Below are 21,092 nucleotides of genomic sequence, written 5' to 3'. Positions count from 1 at the left end.
TTTATAATGTTGTCTGTAGGATAAAGTGTATATTTCATGGGTAAACTGCATTAATTTTTATTGACTCTGTAAGTTTGATTTCTATTCGTTATTACGGTTCTTAATTGTACAGTAAGGGTGGCGGAATTAGAATTGATTAATTCGCAATTATTTGCGCTATCCTCGGCCGTTAATCGATATTGATATTTGTTTTTATCTACATCTGGTTTGAGCACCGTTAATTCTTCTGTGTTTACATTTTCGTATTCCATCCCATCTGAAATATTATTAAAAGTTACTCCATTATCCTTACTAACTTGCCATTGGTAAGTGTCGGCATTTTCAATATCTACGGAAAATTTGGCATCTTGGTTTACAAATACAGTTTGATTATTCGGCTGAGAGTTTATCAAAACTTCTGGTGTGCGCTCAATTTCAAAGTCTCCTAATTTAATAGGGCAATCATTATTTCCCCAACGTGACCATAATTCGTAATCTCCAGGGGCCAAATCTCCTATAGTAAAGCTTCCGTTATTGTCGGGTATTGAACTATAAGAAATACCTCCGTCAATACTAAAAGAGATGTTAGACCTATTATTTTTATCAGGGAAGTTGAACACAAAACTCCCATTGTCTTCCCCACAGGTAGCAGATTGTGGTGTTACAGAAGCTTCTGGCGTAAACTTCACCCTAATCCTTACAGTGTCAGAATAGCTGCACCCAGCGGCATCGGTTACCGTAATTGTATAATCAAGATTTACATTATTGTCGGCATCACCATTTGGTATTGTATTTATCGTAGCAGAGTTCCCAACAACAGTACCATTCGTAGACCACTCATAGGTGTAGGGGGCGGTACCATTGGTTATCGTAGATGGTAAGGTAACTGAATCGCCATTACAAACTTCTTGATCTTCACCTGCGTCCACACTGGGTTCATTAATTGTTATATTCTGAGTTACGGTGGATGAATTTCCAGCTCTATCTGTAATACTGTACGTTCTTGTAACCGTTTTAGGATTCGTGTTGTTTTCAACATCAGAAACAAATTGTACGATTAAGTTAGCTGAAACTGTACAGTTATCTGCTTCATCTAGAACTACATTAACATTTGGGGCAGGCGGTTTACAATTGGCGGTTATTGCGGCCGGATTACTAGCTGTAGGAGCCACTTTCTCTACCGTTAATTTTGTAGTTGTTGCTACTTGGGGTGCTGCTGGATCGCCAGGCATTCCTCCATACTCTACTAAATATCCTTTTGGCTGGTAATTACCGTTATTGGCACCTCTATTGGAAAGGTCGTTCCAAGAGCCGTCGGGACCAACCCCTGGTGCAGTTATGTGAGCATAGTCTTCATCTCCTGCCTGATTTGGTTCCCTATTGTTCCAAAAGGCAAAATTATCTGGGGCGGTTGTGCTTCCTGGTGTCGATGGGTGATTTGCATAAAGACCTTGCCAAAATTGTCTTCCAGTACCTCCGTTTTCCGTTCCTTCAGGACCTGTAACCCATCTCCAAACGTTTTCAACAGCTGCATCACTTCCACCAATCCATCCAGCTCCGGGAGCTTGCTTTCCTAATAATTGAGCTTCTTCTGGAGTCGTAATAGTCGCTAAATATCCTTTCAACCCATATAATGTTCTACCTTCGGCAGCTGTCCTTGCAGCTGTCCAAGTAATTCCCACGTTAGCAATGTACTCATAGTAGTGCCCAGTCCTTTCTAGATAATTGGCTTCGTTTAATACAATGGAAAAAGTTTTTCCCAATCCATCTAGAAAGGAAGCAGTTGATGTAAAAGTGATACTTTCAATCGCTGCTTTATATTCAGCAAACGTCGCTTCTCCCGATAATTTTAATTTACCTTCACTATTGGAAAATGTTCCTGTTATTTTTGAAGTATTAGTAAAATTTAAACGATCACCTGTTTTGTAGTTTCCCGTAATTTGAATGAAAGCTGCGGAAAGGCTGTTCCCACCACCATTATTGGTAATGATTACATTTTTTGCAATTCTGCTTGAAGTTCCCGGGCAATAAGCGCTAGCTCCATCCGAATTTTCAGCTGAAATTGTGGGTGGTTGGTTTTGAGCGGTTAAGCAAAAGGGCAAAACTAAAATATATAAAAAGTAAAATTGCTTCATTAATTTTCGTTTAGTAATCTTTGTTATTAAAATACTTACGTAAAAATTTTAGATACGGTTTTGTTAAATTTTTGTTAAACAGAAAAATAACTACACAAATATACTATGCGTGCATAGTATATTCCTAGATTTATTGTTAATCCGCAGTTAATTTCGTTGTAATACACTTTTGATAAAGTCTAAATAATTAAGTAATTATTAACTCTGTAGGTAGTATTTCGGTTGGTGATAACGGTTCTTACTTTTACCGTTAGAGTAACTTCATTTGAAATAATTTCGCCGCAAGCATTATTTGTGTTTCTAACAAAAACCCTAAATTTTGTGTTATTTAAATTTTTTTGAGCTTTGGTAATAGTCAGTGTATTTGTAGTGGCACCGCTATAAACACCCCCATTGGTAATGTTTTTCCATTCTGTGCCGTCTAAAAATTGCCATTGGTAGGCGTTAATATTATTTCCACTTAAACTAAAAGTTGTACTATCTCCGGCAAAAATCTGCTTGCTTATGGGTTGGGTGGTAATAACAGGTTTTGGAGTCACTTCCCTGTAATCGAAAACATTGTTAGCATTTCTATCGGCAGGGGTCACGTAACCTTTTCCTGCTTCAAATCCCCCAACTGCTCCGTTTTTATTAACTGTGTTACCAAGTAATTGTCCAGGTTTGTCTGGGTTTTCCTTAAATCCTGCTTCCAATACATCATTACATCCATCGTCATCAGAGTCAATATCTACATAATCTGCTTTGCCGTCTGTATCGCTGTTCAATAAGGTGTAATTAACAGTTCCGCCATTAGGCTGGGAAACTGGCTGCACACTGTTGGGGATTCCATCGGTTCCTACTAGTCCATTAACCCTGCCGTTGGATTGATCTTGTCCATGTCCAGCTTCCACGGCATCGTAAATACCGTCGTTGTCGCTATCTACATCCAAATAGTCGTAAATACCATCTTGATCGGTATCGGTAGGAATGCAATATTTAATGTTGCTGAAAGAAATTTGAACATTTCCGGCTGGTCCCGATTTACCAACTTTAAAAATCAATTTATCAATCGCCTGTCCTATTCTCAATTTTGCATTGTTTACGCTAGAGGTTTTATCTAAATCAATTGGAATGCTCGACGATAAGGTTTTGGAACCATCGTAATTGATCCCCGCAGGTGGAAGTATAAAATTGCTGTTGCTGAGTTTTACACGATTAGGACCATTAAAGGCTTTAATTTCCACAATATCACTCTGGTCGATATCCCCTAAATCAATTTCCAGGTTTGTTATTGGTTCATTAAATTGAAATGTATGATTTGTTGGAGCACTATCGAAATTGGTGTTGGAAGTGTTTAGTAATAGCCCTTCTGTATTTCCTGCAATACCACTTTCAAACCTAAAACTATTGAAGGTGGCGGATGCAGTAAGGGTAGAGGTTACATCTACTTTAACCGTTTTGTAAGTTGCAATGTTGGTAAGCGCATCCTTGCCAAAATCAGTGTTTAAGGCTTTGCCATTACGCAGATTGGCGGTCCCACAGTCCAAACCTTCATTGGTGTCTAAAATCCCGTCGTTATCATCATCTAAATCGGTTGTATTTGGAATTCCATCGTTATCTATATCGTTATTGGCATTTACCTGTTGTAAACCACCGTCGCTGTCGTAAAATCCACCTCCAGGATAGGCATCCATACCACCTTGAGTAGAATTGGTGTTTGTCGGGCTTTGGTTAAAGTCGGTTGATGTTACATCGTTGGGCATTATAATGTATCCATAAAATACTTGATTGGCTGCAATGCCTAAAAAAGTTAAATTGAGGAATACACCGGCCACCTTTTGCGGACCTCCGTTTTCAGCGGGTTTCATTCGGGCATCCCCATCTTGTCTTTGAAAAATAACATACCTGGTTTCGTGTACCGTTGGCCCATATTTATCGGCAGCAACTGTTTTTAAAGGTCCGAAAGAGGTAGGGTTTCCATCACCATCAATAGAAAGCACTGCGGCAATTTTAAACGGGTCGTTTCCATTTCTTTCAAATACCGCAAAACCGGCATTTTGTGGGGTAGCTGTGGAAATACCTTCAGAATTTATATAATCGAAACGTTCTATGTTGTTAACTTGGGCACTCCCAGAGCCAGTGGGGTTTACAAAAGTATTGTCTGATCCAATATTTAAACGTAAGCTTCTAAAAGATTCTTCGATACTTCCTGCATAAGTGGGTCGTAATTTGCGAGTATTCGTAGAGTTATCTGTTGTTTCCCGCTCAAACCATAGAATTTGTCTTTTACTGTTGCCATCTACCAATCCTTTTCTTCTTACAAAAAATTTATCCACCAAAAAAGCCGCATCATATGTTACAGCGCTTGTTCCAGTGCCCGTAGTAAAAGAAGCTGTTTTACTTAGTTCGTAATTATTTTCCGTGGTAGAAGAAGTGCTAAATTCCAAAATATAGTCTGTAGAGGTCGCATAGTTGGGATGCGATCCATTTCCCTTTATGGTGTAATCGTTGGTACTATTATTTACATCTACATAGGAGGCGTTAATCGTTTGGATGGGAGTCTGGCCAGAAACTAATTTGGGTGTAAGTGCTAAAAAAATCACACAAGAAATTATAGCGGGGATGTTAAATCTTGAGGCTTTGTAATTAAGCATAGGTTTTGAGGATTAAAAATTCCATTGTTTACTACTTACGAAGCAATTTTAGAAATGGTTTTTTAAAATGTTAAAATTAAGTTAACAGTAATGCAAATGTATTTCAAGAGATTGTCTCGTAATAAAATAAGAGTTATAAAACGGCAAACTATCGATGAACGGTATAAAGGTTAGATGTACTCTAAAAATTATGGGCTAATAGAACTTTCTATAGTAGTAAGCTCCCTTTAAAAATATAATTCTGTAAAAAAAAATTAACAGTTTATGCAATGATGTAAGTGGTTTATGCAGCCGTGTAAATGGGCTATGCAGGGATGTAAGTGGTTTTTGCAGCATTGTAAGCGGGCAATGTAGTCATGTAAATGCTCTATGTACTAATGTAAGAGGCGTATGTACCTAAGTAATTGGGCTATGTAGGTAATGTTTAATTTTTTGCAATACTGTATAACGTATAAAAATTTAGATAAATGATGCTGCTTGACGTAGAATCAATTATTTTTGCAGTCCTTAAATGGATAAGCATGCGTTTAGAAGAAGAAATTAAGAAAAGAAGAACTTTCGGGATTATCTCCCACCCAGATGCCGGTAAAACTACCTTAACAGAGAAGCTATTGCTTTTTGGTGGTGCCATTCAAGAGGCCGGAGCTGTAAAGAGCAATAAAATAAAAAAAGGTGCTACGAGTGACTTTATGGAGATTGAGCGCCAAAGGGGTATTTCTGTGGCTACCTCCGTTTTGGCATTTAATTACGAAGGCAAGAAAATTAATATCCTGGATACGCCTGGCCACAAGGATTTTGCTGAAGATACGTTTAGAACCCTTACCGCAGTGGATAGTGTAATTGTGGTAATAGATGTGGCAAAAGGGGTAGAGGAACAGACCGAAAAACTGGTGGAAGTTTGCCGTATGCGCAATATCCCCATGATTGCGTTTATTAACAAATTGGACCGTGAAGGAAAAGATGCGTTCGATCTTTTAGATGAAGTGGAACAAAAACTTAACCTACGCGTGACCCCTTTGAGTTTTCCTATCGGAATGGGATACGATTTTAAAGGGATCTATAATGTTTGGGAAAAGAACATCAACCTATTTAGTGGGGATAGTAAGAAAAATATTGAAGAGACCATCGCTTTTGATGATGTATCCAGTCCGGAACTGGAAAAGATCATCGGAAAGGATTCCGCAGAGGATCTCCGCGAGAATTTGGAATTGGTCTATGAAGTGTACCCTGATTTTGATAGGGAAGAATATTTAAAAGGTGATTTACAACCGGTATTTTTTGGATCGGCCCTTAATAATTTCGGGGTGCGGGAGTTGTTGGATTGTTTTGTGGAAATTGCACCAACGCCCTTGCCAAAAAAATCGGAAGAACGATTGGTAGACCCCAATGAAAAGGAGTTTTCTGGTTTTGTGTTTAAAATACATGCCAATATGGACCCCAAGCATCGCGACCGTTTGGCGTTTATTAAAATAGTATCAGGTACTTTCGAGCGGAATACTCCCTATTTGCATGTTCGAAATGGGAAAAAGCTCAAATTTTCGAGTCCGAATGCCTTTTTTGCTGAAAAGAAAGAGATTGTGGATGTTTCCTATGCGGGTGATATAGTGGGGCTTCACGACACGGGGAATTTTAAAATAGGGGACACACTTACACAAGGGGAAGAACTTAATTTTAGGGGAATTCCCAGTTTCTCTCCAGAACACTTCCGCTATATCAATAATGCAGACCCTATGAAGGCGAAGCAATTGGATAAAGGGATTACACAGCTCATGGACGAAGGGGTTGCACAGCTCTTTACTCTGGAAATGAACAACCGCAAAATTATTGGTACCGTTGGAGCGCTTCAATACGAAGTTATTCAATACCGACTCGAACATGAATATGGTGCCAAATGTACCTATGAAAACTTACCGGTACACAAAGCTTGTTGGGTAGAATCCGAAGATAAAAACAGTGAAGAATTTAAGGAGTTTAAGCGTGTAAAACAGAAGTTTTTAGCTAAAGATAAACAGGGACAATTGGTGTTTTTGGCCGATTCTGCTTTTTCGATACAAATGACACAGCAAAAATATCCAAGTGTAAAACTTCATTTTGTTTCAGAATATAAATAGAATACATCTCCTTAGACTTCAAAGATTGCAAAAACCTACTAGGTCTAAAAGTTGTTAATATCCCATATTTTTGAGTTATTTGTTATTCGCCTTATAGAGGTGGTTTTAATTAAATTTTAAGCTAAGATGAAGTTTTTAAGAAATTTACTGGCAGCAATTCTGGGAACCCTTATTGCGTTGGGAATCGTAGTGATGCTTTTTGTAATTATAGCGGCCGTAGCTGGAAGTAGCGAAGAGCCAATTAAGGTAAAAGACAATTCGGTTTTAGAAATAAGCTTCGACCAGCCATTAAAAGATTATGGTGGGAAATATGAGTTTACCGATATCGACTATAAGTTTGAAGAATACAATGGCTTGAATAATGTCTTGCTGGCAATTAATGAAGCTGCTTCCGACGATAAGATTAAAGGGATTAGTATTCACAATTCCTTTTTAAATACGGGGTCTGCCAACACCAGAACCCTGCGCGATGCTTTAGCAAAATTTAAGGAATCTGGCAAGTTTGTATATGCTTATGGGGATATTTTTGTTCAGAAAGATTACTACCTAGCTTCTGTAGCAGATTCTATTTTTCTAAACCCAACTGGGAACTTAGATTTTAGGGGACTTTCTTCGGAGGTTCTGTATTTAAAAGAGCTCCAAGAAAATTCTGGTATAAAAATGGAGGTAATTCGCCACGGAAAATATAAAAGTGCGGTAGAGCCTTACCTTAACAACGAGATGAGTGCCGAAAACAGGGAGCAAATAACCGAATTATTGGAATCTGTTTGGGGTACCTATTTGAAGGATATTTCTGAGAGTAGAAATATAGAAGTCAATCAGCTTGATACTTTTGCAGATGAACTGGCGGCACGAACCCCAGAAATGGCATTGAAAAACAGATTTGTGGATAAATTGAGCTACATTGATGAATATGAAGACTTGCTAAGAAAGGAATTGGAGATCGATAAAGACAAGGAGATCAATAAAATCAATATTTTGGATTATGCGGAATATGCATCCAAAAAGATAAAAACGGCAGGAAAAGATAGAATTGCCGTGATCTACGCACAGGGCGAAATTGGATATGGAAAAGGAAACGATAATTATATAGGCCAAGAAACTATGTTTAAATCGCTTCGGGATGCACGGGAAGACGATAAGGTAAAAGCCATTGTTATGCGTATCAACTCCCCGGGAGGGATGGCATTGACTTCCGATATTATTTGGAGGGAAATTGAAGTTACTAAAAAAGTAAAACCCGTTATTGTTTCTATGGGGAATTTGGCTGCTTCTGGTGGTTATTACATGGCAGTAGCAGGAGATAAAATATTTGCAGAACCTTCTACCATTACTGGATCCATTGGTGTTTTTGCCACCATTCCAAATGTAAGCGAATTGGCAGATCGATGGGGCATTAACGCAGAGCAGGTAAATACCAATGAAAATTCTACCGTTTACAGTGTTTTTGAAAAAGAAAATGACAATTTTAAAAAATATGCCAAAGAAGGGATTGAAGATTTCTATCAAACATTCTTAAAGCGTGTTTCTGAAGGAAGGGATATGGAAATGGCAGCGGTAGACAGTGTAGCTCAAGGAAGGGTTTGGACAGGGATCCAGGCCAAGGAAAGAGGTTTGGTAGACGAAATTGGAGGCTTGGAAGAGGCGGTGGCCTATGCCGCAGAAAGCAATGGGGTAAAAGAGTATTCCGTTAAAAATTATCCCGTTTATGAAACAAGTATCGAGGAGCTATTACAAAACTTCTCAGGTCTTGGTTTTGTAAACAGTAAAGAAGAACTGCTTAAAGAAGAATTGGGGGAAGAGATGTACATGATTCTACAGCAGATGAAATCGCTTACCGCTAAAGAAGGACTGCAAGCCAGAATGCCTTTTGAAATGAATATAAAATAGTGAATGACACCAAGAGATAAGAAACTAGCCTTTAAAATATACTTGTATTTGGGAGCGTTGTTTATTACTTCGCTTGTGGTGTCGAATCTTATTTTTCAAAAGTTCTTCTATTGGTATCCCTTTGGCGACTTTAAGGTTTTTGGAGCTTCGTTGTTTGAAATATCGGTAGGGATTCTGCCTTATCCCATTACTTTTTTAATAACCGATTTAATTTCAGAAATATACGGTCAAAAAAAAGCAAACCAAGTAGTAACTGCAGGGATTTTTGCGTCTCTATTTTCCATGGGGATACTTTTGGTGGCAGAACAAGTGCCGGCTTTGGCCACTTCACCAATTCAAGATGAAACCTTTACACAGGTTTTTGCGCTATCACCAATAGCCGTGCTCGCTTCCATGATTGCCTATTTATTTGCGCAATACATAGATATTACCATTTACCATTTTTGGAAAAAACTTACCAATGGAAAATACCTCTGGGTGCGTAACAACTTTTCTACTTTTACCTCTCAATTTATAGATACCTTCACGGTGGTTTTTCTGCTTTGTATTTTTAAAGTACTGCCGTGGGATTTATTTTACGGTCTGGTAATAAGCGGTTTTCTATTTAAAGTATTAGTAGCTGTATTCGATACGCCGCTACTTTATTTATTCGTATATCTTTTTAAAAGGAGATTCAAACTTCAGGCTGGCGAAGAGATAGAATTGGGAATTTAATCTTTTATTTTATTCATCTCGTATATACTTAAAAGCGATTGTTTTAAAAACATTAAACTTTTATTAAAGTTAAAAATAGTGTGCAAATTTTACTACAAATTTGTTAATATTAAAGAAAGCTAAAAATATAAAATAAAATAGTCCGCAGGTTTTTTTTGAATCTTTTAGGGCAATGAAAAAGAAATTATAATAAAACATCCATAATAATTCCTTTATAATATAAGGAGACGATTACACGGGTGTTTTATGGACATTTGAAAAACAATAAAAATAGAAATGAAAAAAGCGCTTAAAATTATAGGGATAATAATAGGATTGCTGGTGATTTTTTTAATCGCTGCGCCTTTTATTTTTGAAGGAAAAATTATTAAAATCGTTAAAAATACGGTTAATAAGAATATAAATGCAAAATTCGATTTTACCGATGCCGATGTAAGTTTATTCCGAAGTTTTCCAGATGCCTCTGTTACGGTAGAAAATATGAGCTTAATAAATAATGCACCATTTAGTGGAGATACTTTGGTGTTCGCAAAAAAGGCAAATATTAGTGTTCCCTTTATGCAAATCTTTAATAATGCGGGAGAACCATATTCGGTTAACTCTTTTTCTATCGATGGGGCGGTTATAAATGTTTTAGTCGATAAAGATGGAAATGCCAATTACGATATTGCCAAAAGTGATACTTCACCGGCTCCTGAAACTCCGTCTGAACCAACTGGCGAAGGCACAGATGCCACAGCCGGGAGCGCCAATAACGTTTCTTTTTCTGTACAGAATTATGAAATTACCAATTCGCGTATAAAATATTACGATGAAAAAGCTAAAATGTTTTTTGAATTGGATAGTTTAAACCATTTCGGAAAAGGAGATCTTTCCGTAGTGAAGTCAGAGTTGGATACCGAAACCAATGCGCTCATTTCTTTCGATATGGATAGTGTAAATTACTTCCGAAGAAATCCTATTCAACTGGATGCCAAATTAGGCGTAGACCTAGAGCAGAATAAATATACTTTTCTGGAAAACAAAGCAATTATCAATCAATTGGCACTTGTTTTTGATGGTTTTGTAAAGGTGAATGAAAACAATCAAGAGGTGGATATTACTTTTAAAACACCTTCTTCCGATTTTAAAAACTTTTTGGCAGTAATCCCAGAAGCATATTCTAAGGATATTGCCAACGTACAAACCACTGGGGATTTTGTGGTAGATGGCAAATTAAGCGGTACTATTGATGAAGAGCACATCCCTGCTTTCAATATTGCCATTACCTCCAACAATGCGTCCTTTAAATATCCAAACCTACCGCAATCGGTTAACAATATCAATATCGATACAAAAATAGCCAATGAGACCGGTATTTTAGAAGATACGTATGTCGATATTAACAAATTAAACTTTAAAATTGCCCAGGATGTCTTTAGCGCTCAGGCACATATAAAACATTTAATGGGAAACCCCTTGGTGGATGCCAATTTGAAAGGGCGAATTAATTTATCGAATCTTTCTCAAGCCTACCCTTTTCCTGCTGAACAGGATTTAAAAGGAATTTTAGACGCCAATCTAAACACAGCTTTCGATATGGAGTCTATTGAAAAAGAACAATATCAAAATACAAAGAACAGTGGTACGCTTGGCTTGAAAGATTTTGAATTTGCTTCGGAAGAAATGAAGAATCCGGTTCAAATTTCCAACGCTGCAATAACATTTAATCCTGGAAATGTGTCCCTAAATGCTTTTGAAGCCAAAACAGGGCAAACGGATATTTCCGCCAAAGGATCCATTCAAAATTTATTGGGATATATGTTTAATAAAGAAACCTTAAAAGGGAACTTTACCTTAAGCTCCAATAAGTTTGCAGTGAATGATTTTATGATGGAAGAACCCGCAAACACTTCCGAAGAAAAAGAAAAAACTGAAGATACCTCTAAAGAAAGTCCGGCAGAAACACCCAAAACAACTACCGCTGGTAAAGAGGAGCAGATAAAAATCCCTTCTTTCTTGGATGCAACCATTGCAGCGAAGGCAAATACAGTTATCTACGACAATTTAACTTTAAAAGATGTTTCGGGAACACTTATTGTTAAGGATGAAACGGTTACCTTAAAAGATTTAAATTCGAGTCTGTTTGGAGGTAAAATTGCTTTAAATGGATCGGTTTCTACCAAAAATGAAACTTCTGTTTTTAAAATGGACTTGGGGATTAAAAGTTTCAATATTGCAGAATCTTTCCAGAGTCTAGAAATGTTACAGGTCATTACACCTATTGCAAGTGCGCTTCAAGGTGTTTTAAACTCCAATTTTTCCATACAAGGGAATTTAAATAACGATTTCACCCCACAGCTAACAACGCTTTCTGGTAATGCATTGGCAGAGGCCATTGTAAGCGGGTTCGATCCTGAAAAGGGAAAATTGTTAAGTACTTTGGGTACACAATTAAACTTTTTGAATTTTCAAGAAGGGGAGACCAAGGATATTAAAACATCCCTAACTTTCGATAACGGAAAAGTAAATGTAAAACCGTTTAATTTAAAGTATAAAGACATTAATGTTCAAGTAGCCGGAAGTCACGGGTTTGATAAGTCTATGGATTACAAAGCAACTTTCGATGTTCCTGCCAAATATTTAGGGAAAGACGTTAATAATTTAATTGCCAAGTTAAACGATCCCGATGCTAAGAATATAACAGTTCCCGTTACCGCAAACATTGGAGGGACGTATAGCAATCCTTCTATTTCAACCGATTTGAATGCCACTGCAACGCAGTTGACAAATAAATTGGTGCAGATGCAAAAAGACAAACTTATAAATCAGGGAAGTGATAAAGTAAAAGATGCCATCGATAATTTTTTAGGTGGGGGAAAATCTAAGGATACTACGGCTACAACATCCGATAAAAAGCCAAAATTAGATTCTACACAAACCAATGAGATTAAAAAGGCAGCCGATAATTTAATAAAAGGATTATTTGGTAGTAAAAAGAAAGATACGACTAAGACACAGTAGAAAAATAGATTTCAATTAAAAATGCCCCACTTATAAAATGGGGCATTTTTTTTATTCAATTTGAAGTATCAATTAAATGTTTTCATTCAACGGAATTGGAAACTCTACCCATACATCATCCTGAGGACGGTCTATTGGGAGCTCATCTAGTTTATTGAATCTTCTCATGTCTATCCATCGATGTCCTTCACCATAAAGAGAGTACCTTCTTTGGTTTAATATTTCATCTACCAACGATTGCGGGTCTGTTCCCCCGGTATAATTAGGCAAACCAGCGGCATTTCTTACCACATTGATTGCGTTTACCGCTTCTGCAGGAGCATCGATATGGTTGGCCTCTGCATATAACAAAACTAATTCTTCATTTCTAATAATTGGAATGGGACTTGTATTTGTGGTATAAACAAAGAAATCGTAAGACCCGGTTAATCCGTCTAAGGTTAGAGGTTCGTCGCGTTCTACAACTTTGCTCAAGCGTTCATCGTCTGGGTTTGCATCAGTCAAGAAAGATGGTTGCATAATTCTAGCCCCAGCCGTAGACGAGTTTAATGCAAAAAACATGGGATTAAAAACATCATTACCGTCTGAAGAGAAAACATAGTAGGTTCCTTGCCTTAAATCACCCGTTAAACTGAAAAAAGAGGTGTTTAGATATGTGGTAACCGCATCTAAATCCCCCTGATATGCTGCAATTCTAGCTCCCAAGGCTTTGTTGAATTCTAGAAAAGAACTTGGCGTGGAAAAGCCTGCAAATCCCGCAGACAAATCAAAAGGGAATGAAGCTCCTGAAGCATTGGAAAGATTGGTTGCCCCTTCATCTAAAATCTCCCTAATTTGAGTTAAACTAGTTTGGTAATCGTTTATGGGGCCAAGATTATCTGGGTCTTCAACATCTATTCGTATTCCATTGTTATAGGTAAGGTTTAAGTTTAAAAGCAACTCATGTGCCTTAATGGTTTTAGCAAATCCTCGTATGGCATCTTTTTCGGCAGTCGATATATCTGCGGTGGTATTGTCGACAGCTTTGAGTACAATATTAGCACTCTTCACCACATTGTATCTCGCAGCCCATGGATTGGTAATATAGAACGTATTATTATCTAAGATAGCAGTTTCGCGTCCGAGTAGGTCTGCTGTAAATCGGGGATCAGAACTAGAAAAACGGTAAAACTCTCTACCAATAACGCCTACGTCGTCGAAATAAGTTCCTAAGTTGTTCCTCATAGATGCTTGCATCCCACCTATTAAGTCTTGGATATCTCCAATACTGGGGTTTGCTTCAATATCTTCTAAGCTGGGACTGTTTAAATCGGCAAAATCTTCTACCTCACAGCTTCCAAGAGCTACTAAGACCAAAGTAATTGCTATAAATTTTATATAATTTTTCATATGTTATTTTTTAAAAGTTAACGGAGAAATTAAACATAAATCTTTTCGACGACGGGAATGGTGTAACCTCTACTCCTGTTGAGATACCATTAGATCCAAAATTTGAAACTTCGGGATCATAACTATTGTAATCGAAGAAGTTTAGAAGATTGGTTCCTGTAATACCAACTCGAATGGATGAAATGGCATTATTGAACCATTGATCTAGACGGCTTTTGGGGAGGTTGTAATACAAGCCTAGCTCCCTTAGTCGAAGGTAAGAAGCATCTTCCACGAATACAGCGGCAGAAGTTCCTAATTGGCTCACCCTGTAGTCTCCATTGGGAAGTGCCCCGGTAGGATCTAGTCCAAAATCATCATAATCGTGACTTGTTCCATTTAGGTCGGATAATAAAGTTGTGAGGTTTATATTGTCACCTCCTTTTTTCCAGTGGAATAGAAAGGCCAATTCAAAATTTTGTACTTGGAGATTATTTCTAAATGTTATCTGGAAATCTGGTTCTGCATCCCCAAACTGTACGAGTCCGTCTGGACTAATACCAACAATTTGAGTAGCACTTTTTCCTTCTTCTATTCTGAAAGTTCCCAAGGTAGCCCCAAATGCTCCAAGATTAAAGGCTGGAATATCCAATCTTGTTATTTCTGAAGTGTTTTTCCAAAAATTGAATCCACTCGTCCAATTAAAACCTTCTGATGCTATGGGAATAAAATTCAACGAAACTTCAAACCCTTGATTTTCTAGACTTCCGGCATTGGCAACCTCTGTTATAAAACCTGAAGAAGGCTCATTGGCGGCATTTAAAATTAAGTTTTCTACTTCTTTTTTATAATACGTAAATGTTACCCCAATCCTATTGTCCAAAAACCCTAAGTCGGCTCCAAGTTCTAATTCTTTTTGTCTTTCCGGCTGAATATCTTGGTTCCCTAGGACACCGTTTAGGCTTATACCATTAACACTTGCGCCATTTAATCCTCCCATCAATGTGCTGTTAAAAGAGGTGAACTGGGATCCAAAAGCAGGAAAGTTTCCGGCTTCACCATAGGCCGCACGAAGTTTAAATTGATTCATGGCTGAAAATTTCCAAAACTCGAAATTATGAATATTGGTGGCCAAAGACGCTTTTGGATAGTAATAAAATTTATCAGACTCTCCATTATTGGAAGATTTATCACCCCTAACACCTATGGTTCCTATTAATTTATCCTTAAAATTAATTTCTTCCTGTACGAAAAAACCAACATCTTCTTGTCTAAGTCTAAATTGCGATGCCTGCTGAGATCCAGCTTGGTCTATATTGGTTTCTGAAGCGATTAGATCTTGTGCTGTTATAAGATAAGAGTTTCTGTCGAAAGAGAGTCTTGTTCCACCAGCTTGAGTTCGGAAGTTTATATTGCTGTCAGTAAAAAAATTATGAACTAAAAAAGCAGAATAATTTAGGTTTTTATTGGTGTTGCTTCCTTGAACCGACACCCCATTGACTCCTCCATTTGAAGGTTTTTGAAACTGTAATTCCTTCGGGAAAATAGCTCGTGTAGTCAAATCGTATTCATCCAGTCCCGCTTGAGCGATTAACTTTAAGTTTGTTCTTTCTGTTCTATAGAAAGTCCAATCTAAAGATCCACCCATTATAATTCTATTTACTTGTTCGTTGTTGGTTACCAAATCCCTTGTTTGTAGTGGGTTTGAAGCTCCATTTGGGTTGTCTGGATAGTTCCCGTTGCTGTCTGGAAAAAGATCTACCCACGGAGGTGTTCCTGTAAGGGTAACACCAATGGTTGTACCGGAGTTATCATTGTTGAAAAATCCACGATCAGAAGAACTGTTTATGTAATTGGTATTCAGGTTCAGTTTAATATTATCTGAAACTCTATGATCTAGATTCAAACGCAACGAGGTTCTTTCGTAGCCTGTGTTTTTAACAATACCACTTTCATTTTTATGACTTATACCTGCATAAAATGATGTCTTTTCACTACCACCACTGGTACTAAATGCTGTATTTGTTATAAAGCCGTTTTCACCGTACAGCTCATCTTCATAATCAACAAGGTTTCCGGAGTCCCTTGCCTGCACGAAATCGGCTACAGCAGCATCCCCAAAAGAAGCCCGAACCCTTTCTTCGTTATATTCCCTTAATCCCAATAGATTAATTGCATCGTTAAAACCAACAGACTGATTGAATTTGAAGCTTGTTTTTCCTTTTGCGCCTTTTTTAGTCGTGATAATAACTACCCCAGCTGCGGCACGCGATCCATATATGGCTGCTGCAGAGGCTCCTTTTAAAATTTCTATGTTTTCAATGTCGTTGGGATCGAGGTCTGCTATCCTGTTGGTTGGATTATCTTGATTGGAAGCACTTCCTCCCGCAGCAGCGGCTGAAACGGCATTTAATCCCGCAGATATGGAAGAGTTGTCTACATACACTCCATCTACAATGTATAGAGGCTGAGAGTTTCCAAATACCGAAGTAGTACCCCGAAGTTTAACCGAGAGTCCGCCTCCAGGAGCTCCAGAGTTGGCACTTACTATGGCCCCGGTGAATTTACCTGCTAATGCTCCATCTAAAGTTTGCGGCTGTGCCACTCCAACTAATTTTTCAGCAGAAATAGAAGAAATAGCATTGGCAGAGTTTGCTCTTTTTACCGATGTTGCCAGTCCAGTTACTACTACTTCATCTAGATTGGTGGCAGATTCGCTCAAGGAAATATTATAAGCTCCAGCCGTACTTACGGTTAGTGATTTATTTTCAAATCCTAAGCTGGATATTTGTAACTCAACGGGCAGGTCGTCTACCGTTATAGAATAATTTCCATCAAAATCTGTGACAGTTCCATTTGTAGTCCCTTTAACGATAACGTTCGCACTGGGAATGGGTGTTCCCGTGGAAGATTCTTTTACTATTCCTGTGATAGTTTCTTGAGCAAACGCAATGGTTGTACTCAATAGAAAAAACAAAAGTGTTTTAAAAAATAAATTTTGTTTCATAATTAAATTTTAAGATTAGTATTGAAATTTGTTTTAAGTAGTTGGGATTAGGTCATGGAAATTAATAATTTTTTAACGATAAAATTACATTTATCGTCTAAAATTTGCTGTTGGTCGATTTTTTTATTACTTATTTTCTGAAGGCAAGCATCCTTAGAGTTTTTCTTATAGGATATTGGCAAGAAGCTGATAATTATCATTTTTTGGTTGGCGGTTACGCTATAATTTTGTGTTTTAAATCAGCTAGTTATGTGTAATTCTTTAGTGCAAAAATATAATGTGCCTGGACCGCGATATACCAGTTATCCAACAGTGCCGTTTTGGAATGGGGATACTTTTTCTTCGGAAAAATGGACTACTTCCGTTCAGCAATCTTTTACAGAGAATAATGGAGAGCTAAGCCTTTACATTCATTTACCATACTGTGAGAGCCTTTGTACTTTCTGCGGATGCCATAAACACATTACCAAGCGCCATGAAGTGGAATCACCTTATATCGATACGCTTTTGGAAGAATGGAAGCTGTATTTATATTTATTTGAAACGACCCCTAAAATCAAGGAAATACATCTAGGTGGGGGGACACCCACTTTTTTTTCCGGGGAAAACCTTCAAAAGCTTATCAATGGAATATTCACCTACGCAGAACGTGCAGCAGATTACGAATTTAGTTTCGAAGGACACCCCAACAATACCACAAAAGAGCATTTACAAACCTTATACGATTTGGGTTTTAGGAGGGTAAGTTTTGGGGTGCAAGATTACAATCCAACCATTCAAAAGGCCATAAATAGAGTGCAACCTTTTGAAAATGTAAAACGGGTTACCGAGGAGGCCCGTGCAATTGGATATACTTCTGTAAGTCATGATTTAATTTTCGGATTGCCATTTCAACAAGAAGAATATGTGGTAGATACCATTAATAAAACCTTGTGTTTAATGCCCGAAAGGATTGCATTTTATAGTTACGCCCATGTGCCATGGATCAAGGGTAACGGTCAACGTGGCTTCGATGAAAGGGATATCCCTAAAGGGAAAGCGAAGCGAAAACTATATGAAACAGGAAAGCGCCTATTAGAAGAATTGGGGTATATAGAAATAGGGATGGACCATTTCGCTTTGGAGAACGATTCTTTAAATGTAGCGATGAACAACAAAAAGCTACACCGTAATTTTATGGGATATACCACACAAAAGACCAATCTTATGATTGGGTTGGGGGCCTCTAGCATAAGCGATAGTTGGTATGCTTTTGCTCAAAATGTAAAGAATATTAAAGAGTATTCCCAATTAGTGCACGAAGGTGTAATTCCAGTTTTTAGAGGTCATGTTTTGGATAGGGAAGATTTAAATATTCGTAAGCATATCTTAAATCTAATGTGCCAATTTGAAACGTCATGGGAAAATTTTTCCATGTGTTTTGAAGGTTTAAATGAAGTTCTGGAATCTTTAAAGGAATTTGAGGCAGACGGGCTGATCGAAATGAACACTTTGGAAATTAAAATCTTGGAAGCCGGTAGGCCTTATGTTAGAAATATCTGTATGGCTTTTGATAAATACCTGAAAGAGGCTTCCCCAAACCGACAGTTATTTTCTATGACGGTTTAAAACGGCCCATAAATTGATGTACTGCTGGGGATCTAAAACTTGGTATGCATTAAGGCACTACACAATTCGGGGTCGATTTTACCATTAGTTGTAAATCAGAAGGGGATAGGTAAGGAATGCCGAGCCCAAGGCCTCGCATTATAAAAAGCAATCCAATTAAAACCACGAATACCGGAACAGCCTTGGTTATTTTATTTCTGGCGGAAAGCGATAAAAAGTTTCCTAAATATACTGTTGAGGTCATCAACGGAAGCGTTCCCAGCCCGAAGAAAATCATGTATAACGAACTCTCGTAAGGGTTTCCAACAGCAATGGCTGCAAATAACGCCATATACACCAAGCCGCACGGTAGAAACCCGTTTAAAAAACCAATGGATAAAAGGGTAGAAGTCTTTTTCTTTTTTAGTTGTTTTCCTAGGGTTGACTTTATTTTAGTAAACCCCGCCATAAGCTTTTTAGATAAAAAAGTAGTATTCTTTTTTCTTAAAGGTAATAGTGCTGCGAGCACAATAAGTACACCGGAAACAATAGAAAGTCGCTGTTGCAGGCCACTAATAAATAATCCTTTTCCTATCCAACCAAATACAAAACCTATAAGGGCATATGCACCAATTCTCCCCAAGTGGTAAACTAATATTTGCACTGCTTTTTTTGGTTTGTTTTTATGGTCTAGGGGCAGCAAAAACGCAACAGGACCACACATTCCAATACAGTGGAAACTTCCCAATAAACCTAGTATAAAAGCAGAGATCCACATGTTTTATAAATTTAGTTCGCTTTTGTAATAAAAGTTCTCATTAGCATAGCTCCAATCCACTTCTATGTTCCAACGCCCGTCTGGCAGCTTGGAAATGGGGATTAAAATGTCGTGTTCTGTAAGTTGGATGGGAGCTGTAAAATCCAACAACTTATTCGATGGTCGGTACATAAAAATCTCACCGCTCACCTTTTCTGGAATTATTCCCTTCGGAAATGTAACCACGAGTCCCTCATCGGTTTGTAAAGTAGATAGCTGGTAGCCTTTATCTGACGCTTTTTTTGCTTTGTTAATCTTCTCTTGATATTCCAGCTCCTTTTTATAGTAATCTTTAGACACCAAATCGTGTTCATATTGCTTATTGGTGTTCATTTTAACCACAAAAAATAAAATAAAGCTTATAAACAATACAAATGCAATTACAATTCCTGTTCCCCAATTTATCTTCATAATAATTTTATTTTCGGTAACTTCTAGGTCCCAAAAAAGTAGTAGAAGTTGTTTCAATAAGGGTGTTGTTGCTAAAAACACCAATCTTTAAATCTGTTTTATCTTTTTTAAGAAAAGCTTTATCTATCTCTATAAACAAGGTGCTTTCATAGAGTCCTTCTTTAGGAATATCGAAATTTCCCCCCGACACTAATTTCACTTCCCCTTTGGGAGCAAGCAATTCAAAATGTACATCCTCTATTTCGTTTACTGTTTTATTAATGATTTTAAAGGTGTACACATTGCTAATTATATGTTCTCCTTTATGCTCATACAACTGCCCAGGAAGTCTTAGAATGGTAGCTTCTACATCGTTTCTTAAAAAAAGCATCCCTACCAAAAGCCCGGTTAAAATTAGAAGCACGGCTGTGTATCCTTTTAATCGTGGCGTAAAGGTAAAAGGGGTTTTCTTTTCAATATTATCTTCACTTGCATACCTAATGAGTCCTTTGGGAAGGTTCACTTTATCCATAATAGTATTGCACTCGTCAATACAGGCAGTACAGTTTACGCACTCTAGCTGTGTTCCGTTACGAATATCTATGCCGGTAGGGCATACATGAACGCATTGTTTACAGTCGATACAATCTCCATAGCCCAGAGCCTCACGGTCTTCGCCCTTTTTAAACTTCTTTCTTCCGTTATCCTTTTCGCCGCGTTTATGGTCGTAGGCAACTACAATAGACTTATTGTCCAATAAAACACCTTGTAATCTTCCATATGGGCAAGCAATGATGCAAACCTGCTCCCTAAACCATGCAAAAACAAAATAGAAAACTGCGGTAAAAATAAGTAAGGATATAAGTGTGGAAATATGGTTTAAAGGGTTTTCGGTAACGTAACGAATCAACTGATCGCTTCCAATGAGATAGGCCAAAAAAACATTGGCAATAAGAAAGGAAATACAGAAAAATATAAACCACTTTAAAACCCTTTTCTTTATTTTTTGGGCATTCCACTCCTGTTTTTTTAGTCTCATTTGCGCACCCCGATCGCCGTCTATCCAATATTCAATCCTACGGAATACCATTTCCATAAAAATAGTTTGAGGACAAATCCATCCGCAGAAAATCCTACCGAAAGCAACGGTGAATAGAGTTACAAAAACCACTCCTATGACCATGGATATTACAAAAAGATAGAAATCCTGTGGCCAGAAAGGAAACCCGAAGATATTGAAGCGCCTCTCCAGTACATTGAACAACAAAAACTGGTTTCCGTTTATTTTTATAAAAGGCGCAAGAATTAAAAAGGCTAAAAGAAAATAGCTTACGTATTTTCGATATTTATAAAATTTTCCGTGCGGTTTCTTTGGGAATACCCATGCCCTTTTACCCTCTTCGTTAACGGTACCAATAGAATCTCTAAAATTTTCTTCGGAAGTTTCCATAATGGGAT

12 protein-coding genes are annotated in these 21,092 nt (G+C 37.7%); 5 read left to right on the top strand and 7 right to left on the bottom strand.

The window, feature by feature from the left end:
* Window positions 1-50: 50 nt before the first annotated feature.
* On the bottom strand, window positions 51-2,114 hold the full coding sequence (locus HX109_RS03220; RefSeq protein ID WP_178949769.1) for a C-type lectin domain-containing protein: 2,064 nt from the start codon (window positions 2,112-2,114) through the stop codon (window positions 51-53).
* 179 nt (window positions 2,115-2,293) lie between these two features.
* Window positions 2,294-4,747 carry an immunoglobulin domain-containing protein gene (locus HX109_RS03215; protein ID WP_178949768.1) on the bottom strand — a complete coding sequence of 818 codons (2,454 nt, stop codon included), beginning with the start codon at window positions 4,745-4,747 and terminating at the stop codon, window positions 2,294-2,296.
* Between the two features lie 521 nt (window positions 4,748-5,268).
* On the opposite strand from HX109_RS03215, the gene HX109_RS03210 reads away from it, so the two are divergent.
* The 4 genes from HX109_RS03210 to HX109_RS03195 all read left to right on the top strand — a co-directional run bounded on the left by HX109_RS03210 (window position 5,269) and on the right by HX109_RS03195 (window position 12,465).
* Window positions 5,269-6,858 (top strand): peptide chain release factor 3, encoded by a 1,590-nt coding sequence (locus tag HX109_RS03210; RefSeq protein ID WP_178954028.1) that lies wholly within the window; start codon window positions 5,269-5,271, stop codon window positions 6,856-6,858.
* Between the two features lie 126 nt (window positions 6,859-6,984).
* Entirely contained in the window at window positions 6,985-8,748 is a 1,764-nt protein-coding gene (sppA, locus tag HX109_RS03205) for a signal peptide peptidase SppA (RefSeq protein ID WP_178949767.1), read from the top strand.
* 3 nt (window positions 8,749-8,751) lie between these two features.
* Window positions 8,752-9,462: a queuosine precursor transporter gene (locus HX109_RS03200; protein ID WP_178949766.1), complete on the top strand. Its 711-nt coding sequence runs from the start codon at window positions 8,752-8,754 to the stop codon at window positions 9,460-9,462.
* Window positions 9,463-9,738: 276 nt separating this feature from the next.
* Window positions 9,739-12,465 (top strand): AsmA-like C-terminal region-containing protein, encoded by a 2,727-nt coding sequence (locus HX109_RS03195; RefSeq protein ID WP_178949765.1) that lies wholly within the window; start codon window positions 9,739-9,741, stop codon window positions 12,463-12,465.
* Window positions 12,466-12,537: 72 nt separating this feature from the next.
* Here the strand turns inward: HX109_RS03195 and HX109_RS03190 are convergent, their stop codons facing one another.
* Together HX109_RS03190 and HX109_RS03185 are read right to left on the bottom strand one after the other, a co-directional pair.
* Window positions 12,538-13,854: a RagB/SusD family nutrient uptake outer membrane protein gene (locus HX109_RS03190; RefSeq protein ID WP_178949764.1), complete on the bottom strand. Its 1,317-nt coding sequence runs from the start codon at window positions 13,852-13,854 to the stop codon at window positions 12,538-12,540.
* A gap of 10 nt (window positions 13,855-13,864) precedes the next feature.
* Window positions 13,865-16,840 carry a SusC/RagA family TonB-linked outer membrane protein gene (locus tag HX109_RS03185; protein WP_178949763.1) on the bottom strand — a complete coding sequence of 992 codons (2,976 nt, stop codon included), beginning with the start codon at window positions 16,838-16,840 and terminating at the stop codon, window positions 13,865-13,867.
* Between the two features lie 249 nt (window positions 16,841-17,089).
* On the opposite strand from HX109_RS03185, the gene hemN reads away from it, so the two are divergent.
* Complete coding sequence (gene hemN / locus HX109_RS03180) at window positions 17,090-18,448, top strand: oxygen-independent coproporphyrinogen III oxidase (protein ID WP_178949762.1); 1,359 nt, start codon at window positions 17,090-17,092, stop codon at window positions 18,446-18,448.
* Window positions 18,449-18,497: 49 nt separating this feature from the next.
* Here hemN and HX109_RS03175 read toward each other — a convergent pair whose 3' ends face one another.
* Genes HX109_RS03175 through ccoG form a run of 3 tightly spaced genes read right to left on the bottom strand, consistent with a single transcriptional unit; the run spans window position 18,498 to window position 21,084 of the window.
* Window positions 18,498-19,205, bottom strand: a complete 708-nt coding sequence (locus HX109_RS03175) for a sulfite exporter TauE/SafE family protein (RefSeq protein ID WP_178949761.1) — start codon at window positions 19,203-19,205, stop codon at window positions 18,498-18,500.
* Window positions 19,206-19,208: 3 nt separating this feature from the next.
* Complete coding sequence (locus HX109_RS03170; RefSeq protein WP_178949760.1) at window positions 19,209-19,655, bottom strand: FixH family protein; 447 nt, start codon at window positions 19,653-19,655, stop codon at window positions 19,209-19,211.
* Window positions 19,656-19,662: 7 nt separating this feature from the next.
* Window positions 19,663-21,084: a cytochrome c oxidase accessory protein CcoG gene (ccoG, locus tag HX109_RS03165; RefSeq protein ID WP_178949759.1), complete on the bottom strand. Its 1,422-nt coding sequence runs from the start codon at window positions 21,082-21,084 to the stop codon at window positions 19,663-19,665.
* Window positions 21,085-21,092 lie beyond the last annotated feature (8 nt).

Source organism: Galbibacter sp. BG1 (assembly GCF_013391805.1).
GTDB lineage: Bacteria > Bacteroidota > Bacteroidia > Flavobacteriales > Flavobacteriaceae > Galbibacter.
Note: the sequence above shows the minus strand (reverse complement) of the source record. Positions and strands in the feature narration are given on the sequence as shown.

Excerpts from the sequence above, each read along its gene's own strand:
- HX109_RS03200 (WP_178949766.1), top strand. The coding sequence starts at position 8,752 with ATGACACCAAGAGATAAGAAACTAGCCTTTAAAATATACTTGTATTTG.
- HX109_RS03170 (WP_178949760.1), bottom strand. The coding sequence starts at position 19,655 with ATGAAGATAAATTGGGGAACAGGAATTGTAATTGCATTTGTATTGTTT.
- HX109_RS03215 (WP_178949768.1), bottom strand. The coding sequence starts at position 4,747 with ATGCTTAATTACAAAGCCTCAAGATTTAACATCCCCGCTATAATTTCT.
- sppA (WP_178949767.1), top strand. The coding sequence starts at position 6,985 with ATGAAGTTTTTAAGAAATTTACTGGCAGCAATTCTGGGAACCCTTATT.
- ccoG (WP_178949759.1), bottom strand. The coding sequence starts at position 21,084 with ATGGAAACTTCCGAAGAAAATTTTAGAGATTCTATTGGTACCGTTAAC.
- HX109_RS03185 (WP_178949763.1), bottom strand. The coding sequence starts at position 16,840 with ATGAAACAAAATTTATTTTTTAAAACACTTTTGTTTTTTCTATTGAGT.
- HX109_RS03210 (WP_178954028.1), top strand. The coding sequence starts at position 5,269 with ATGCGTTTAGAAGAAGAAATTAAGAAAAGAAGAACTTTCGGGATTATC.
- hemN (WP_178949762.1), top strand. The coding sequence starts at position 17,090 with ATGTGTAATTCTTTAGTGCAAAAATATAATGTGCCTGGACCGCGATAT.
- HX109_RS03220 (WP_178949769.1), bottom strand. The coding sequence starts at position 2,114 with ATGAAGCAATTTTACTTTTTATATATTTTAGTTTTGCCCTTTTGCTTA.
- HX109_RS03190 (WP_178949764.1), bottom strand. The coding sequence starts at position 13,854 with ATGAAAAATTATATAAAATTTATAGCAATTACTTTGGTCTTAGTAGCT.
- HX109_RS03175 (WP_178949761.1), bottom strand. The coding sequence starts at position 19,205 with ATGTGGATCTCTGCTTTTATACTAGGTTTATTGGGAAGTTTCCACTGT.
- HX109_RS03195 (WP_178949765.1), top strand. The coding sequence starts at position 9,739 with ATGAAAAAAGCGCTTAAAATTATAGGGATAATAATAGGATTGCTGGTG.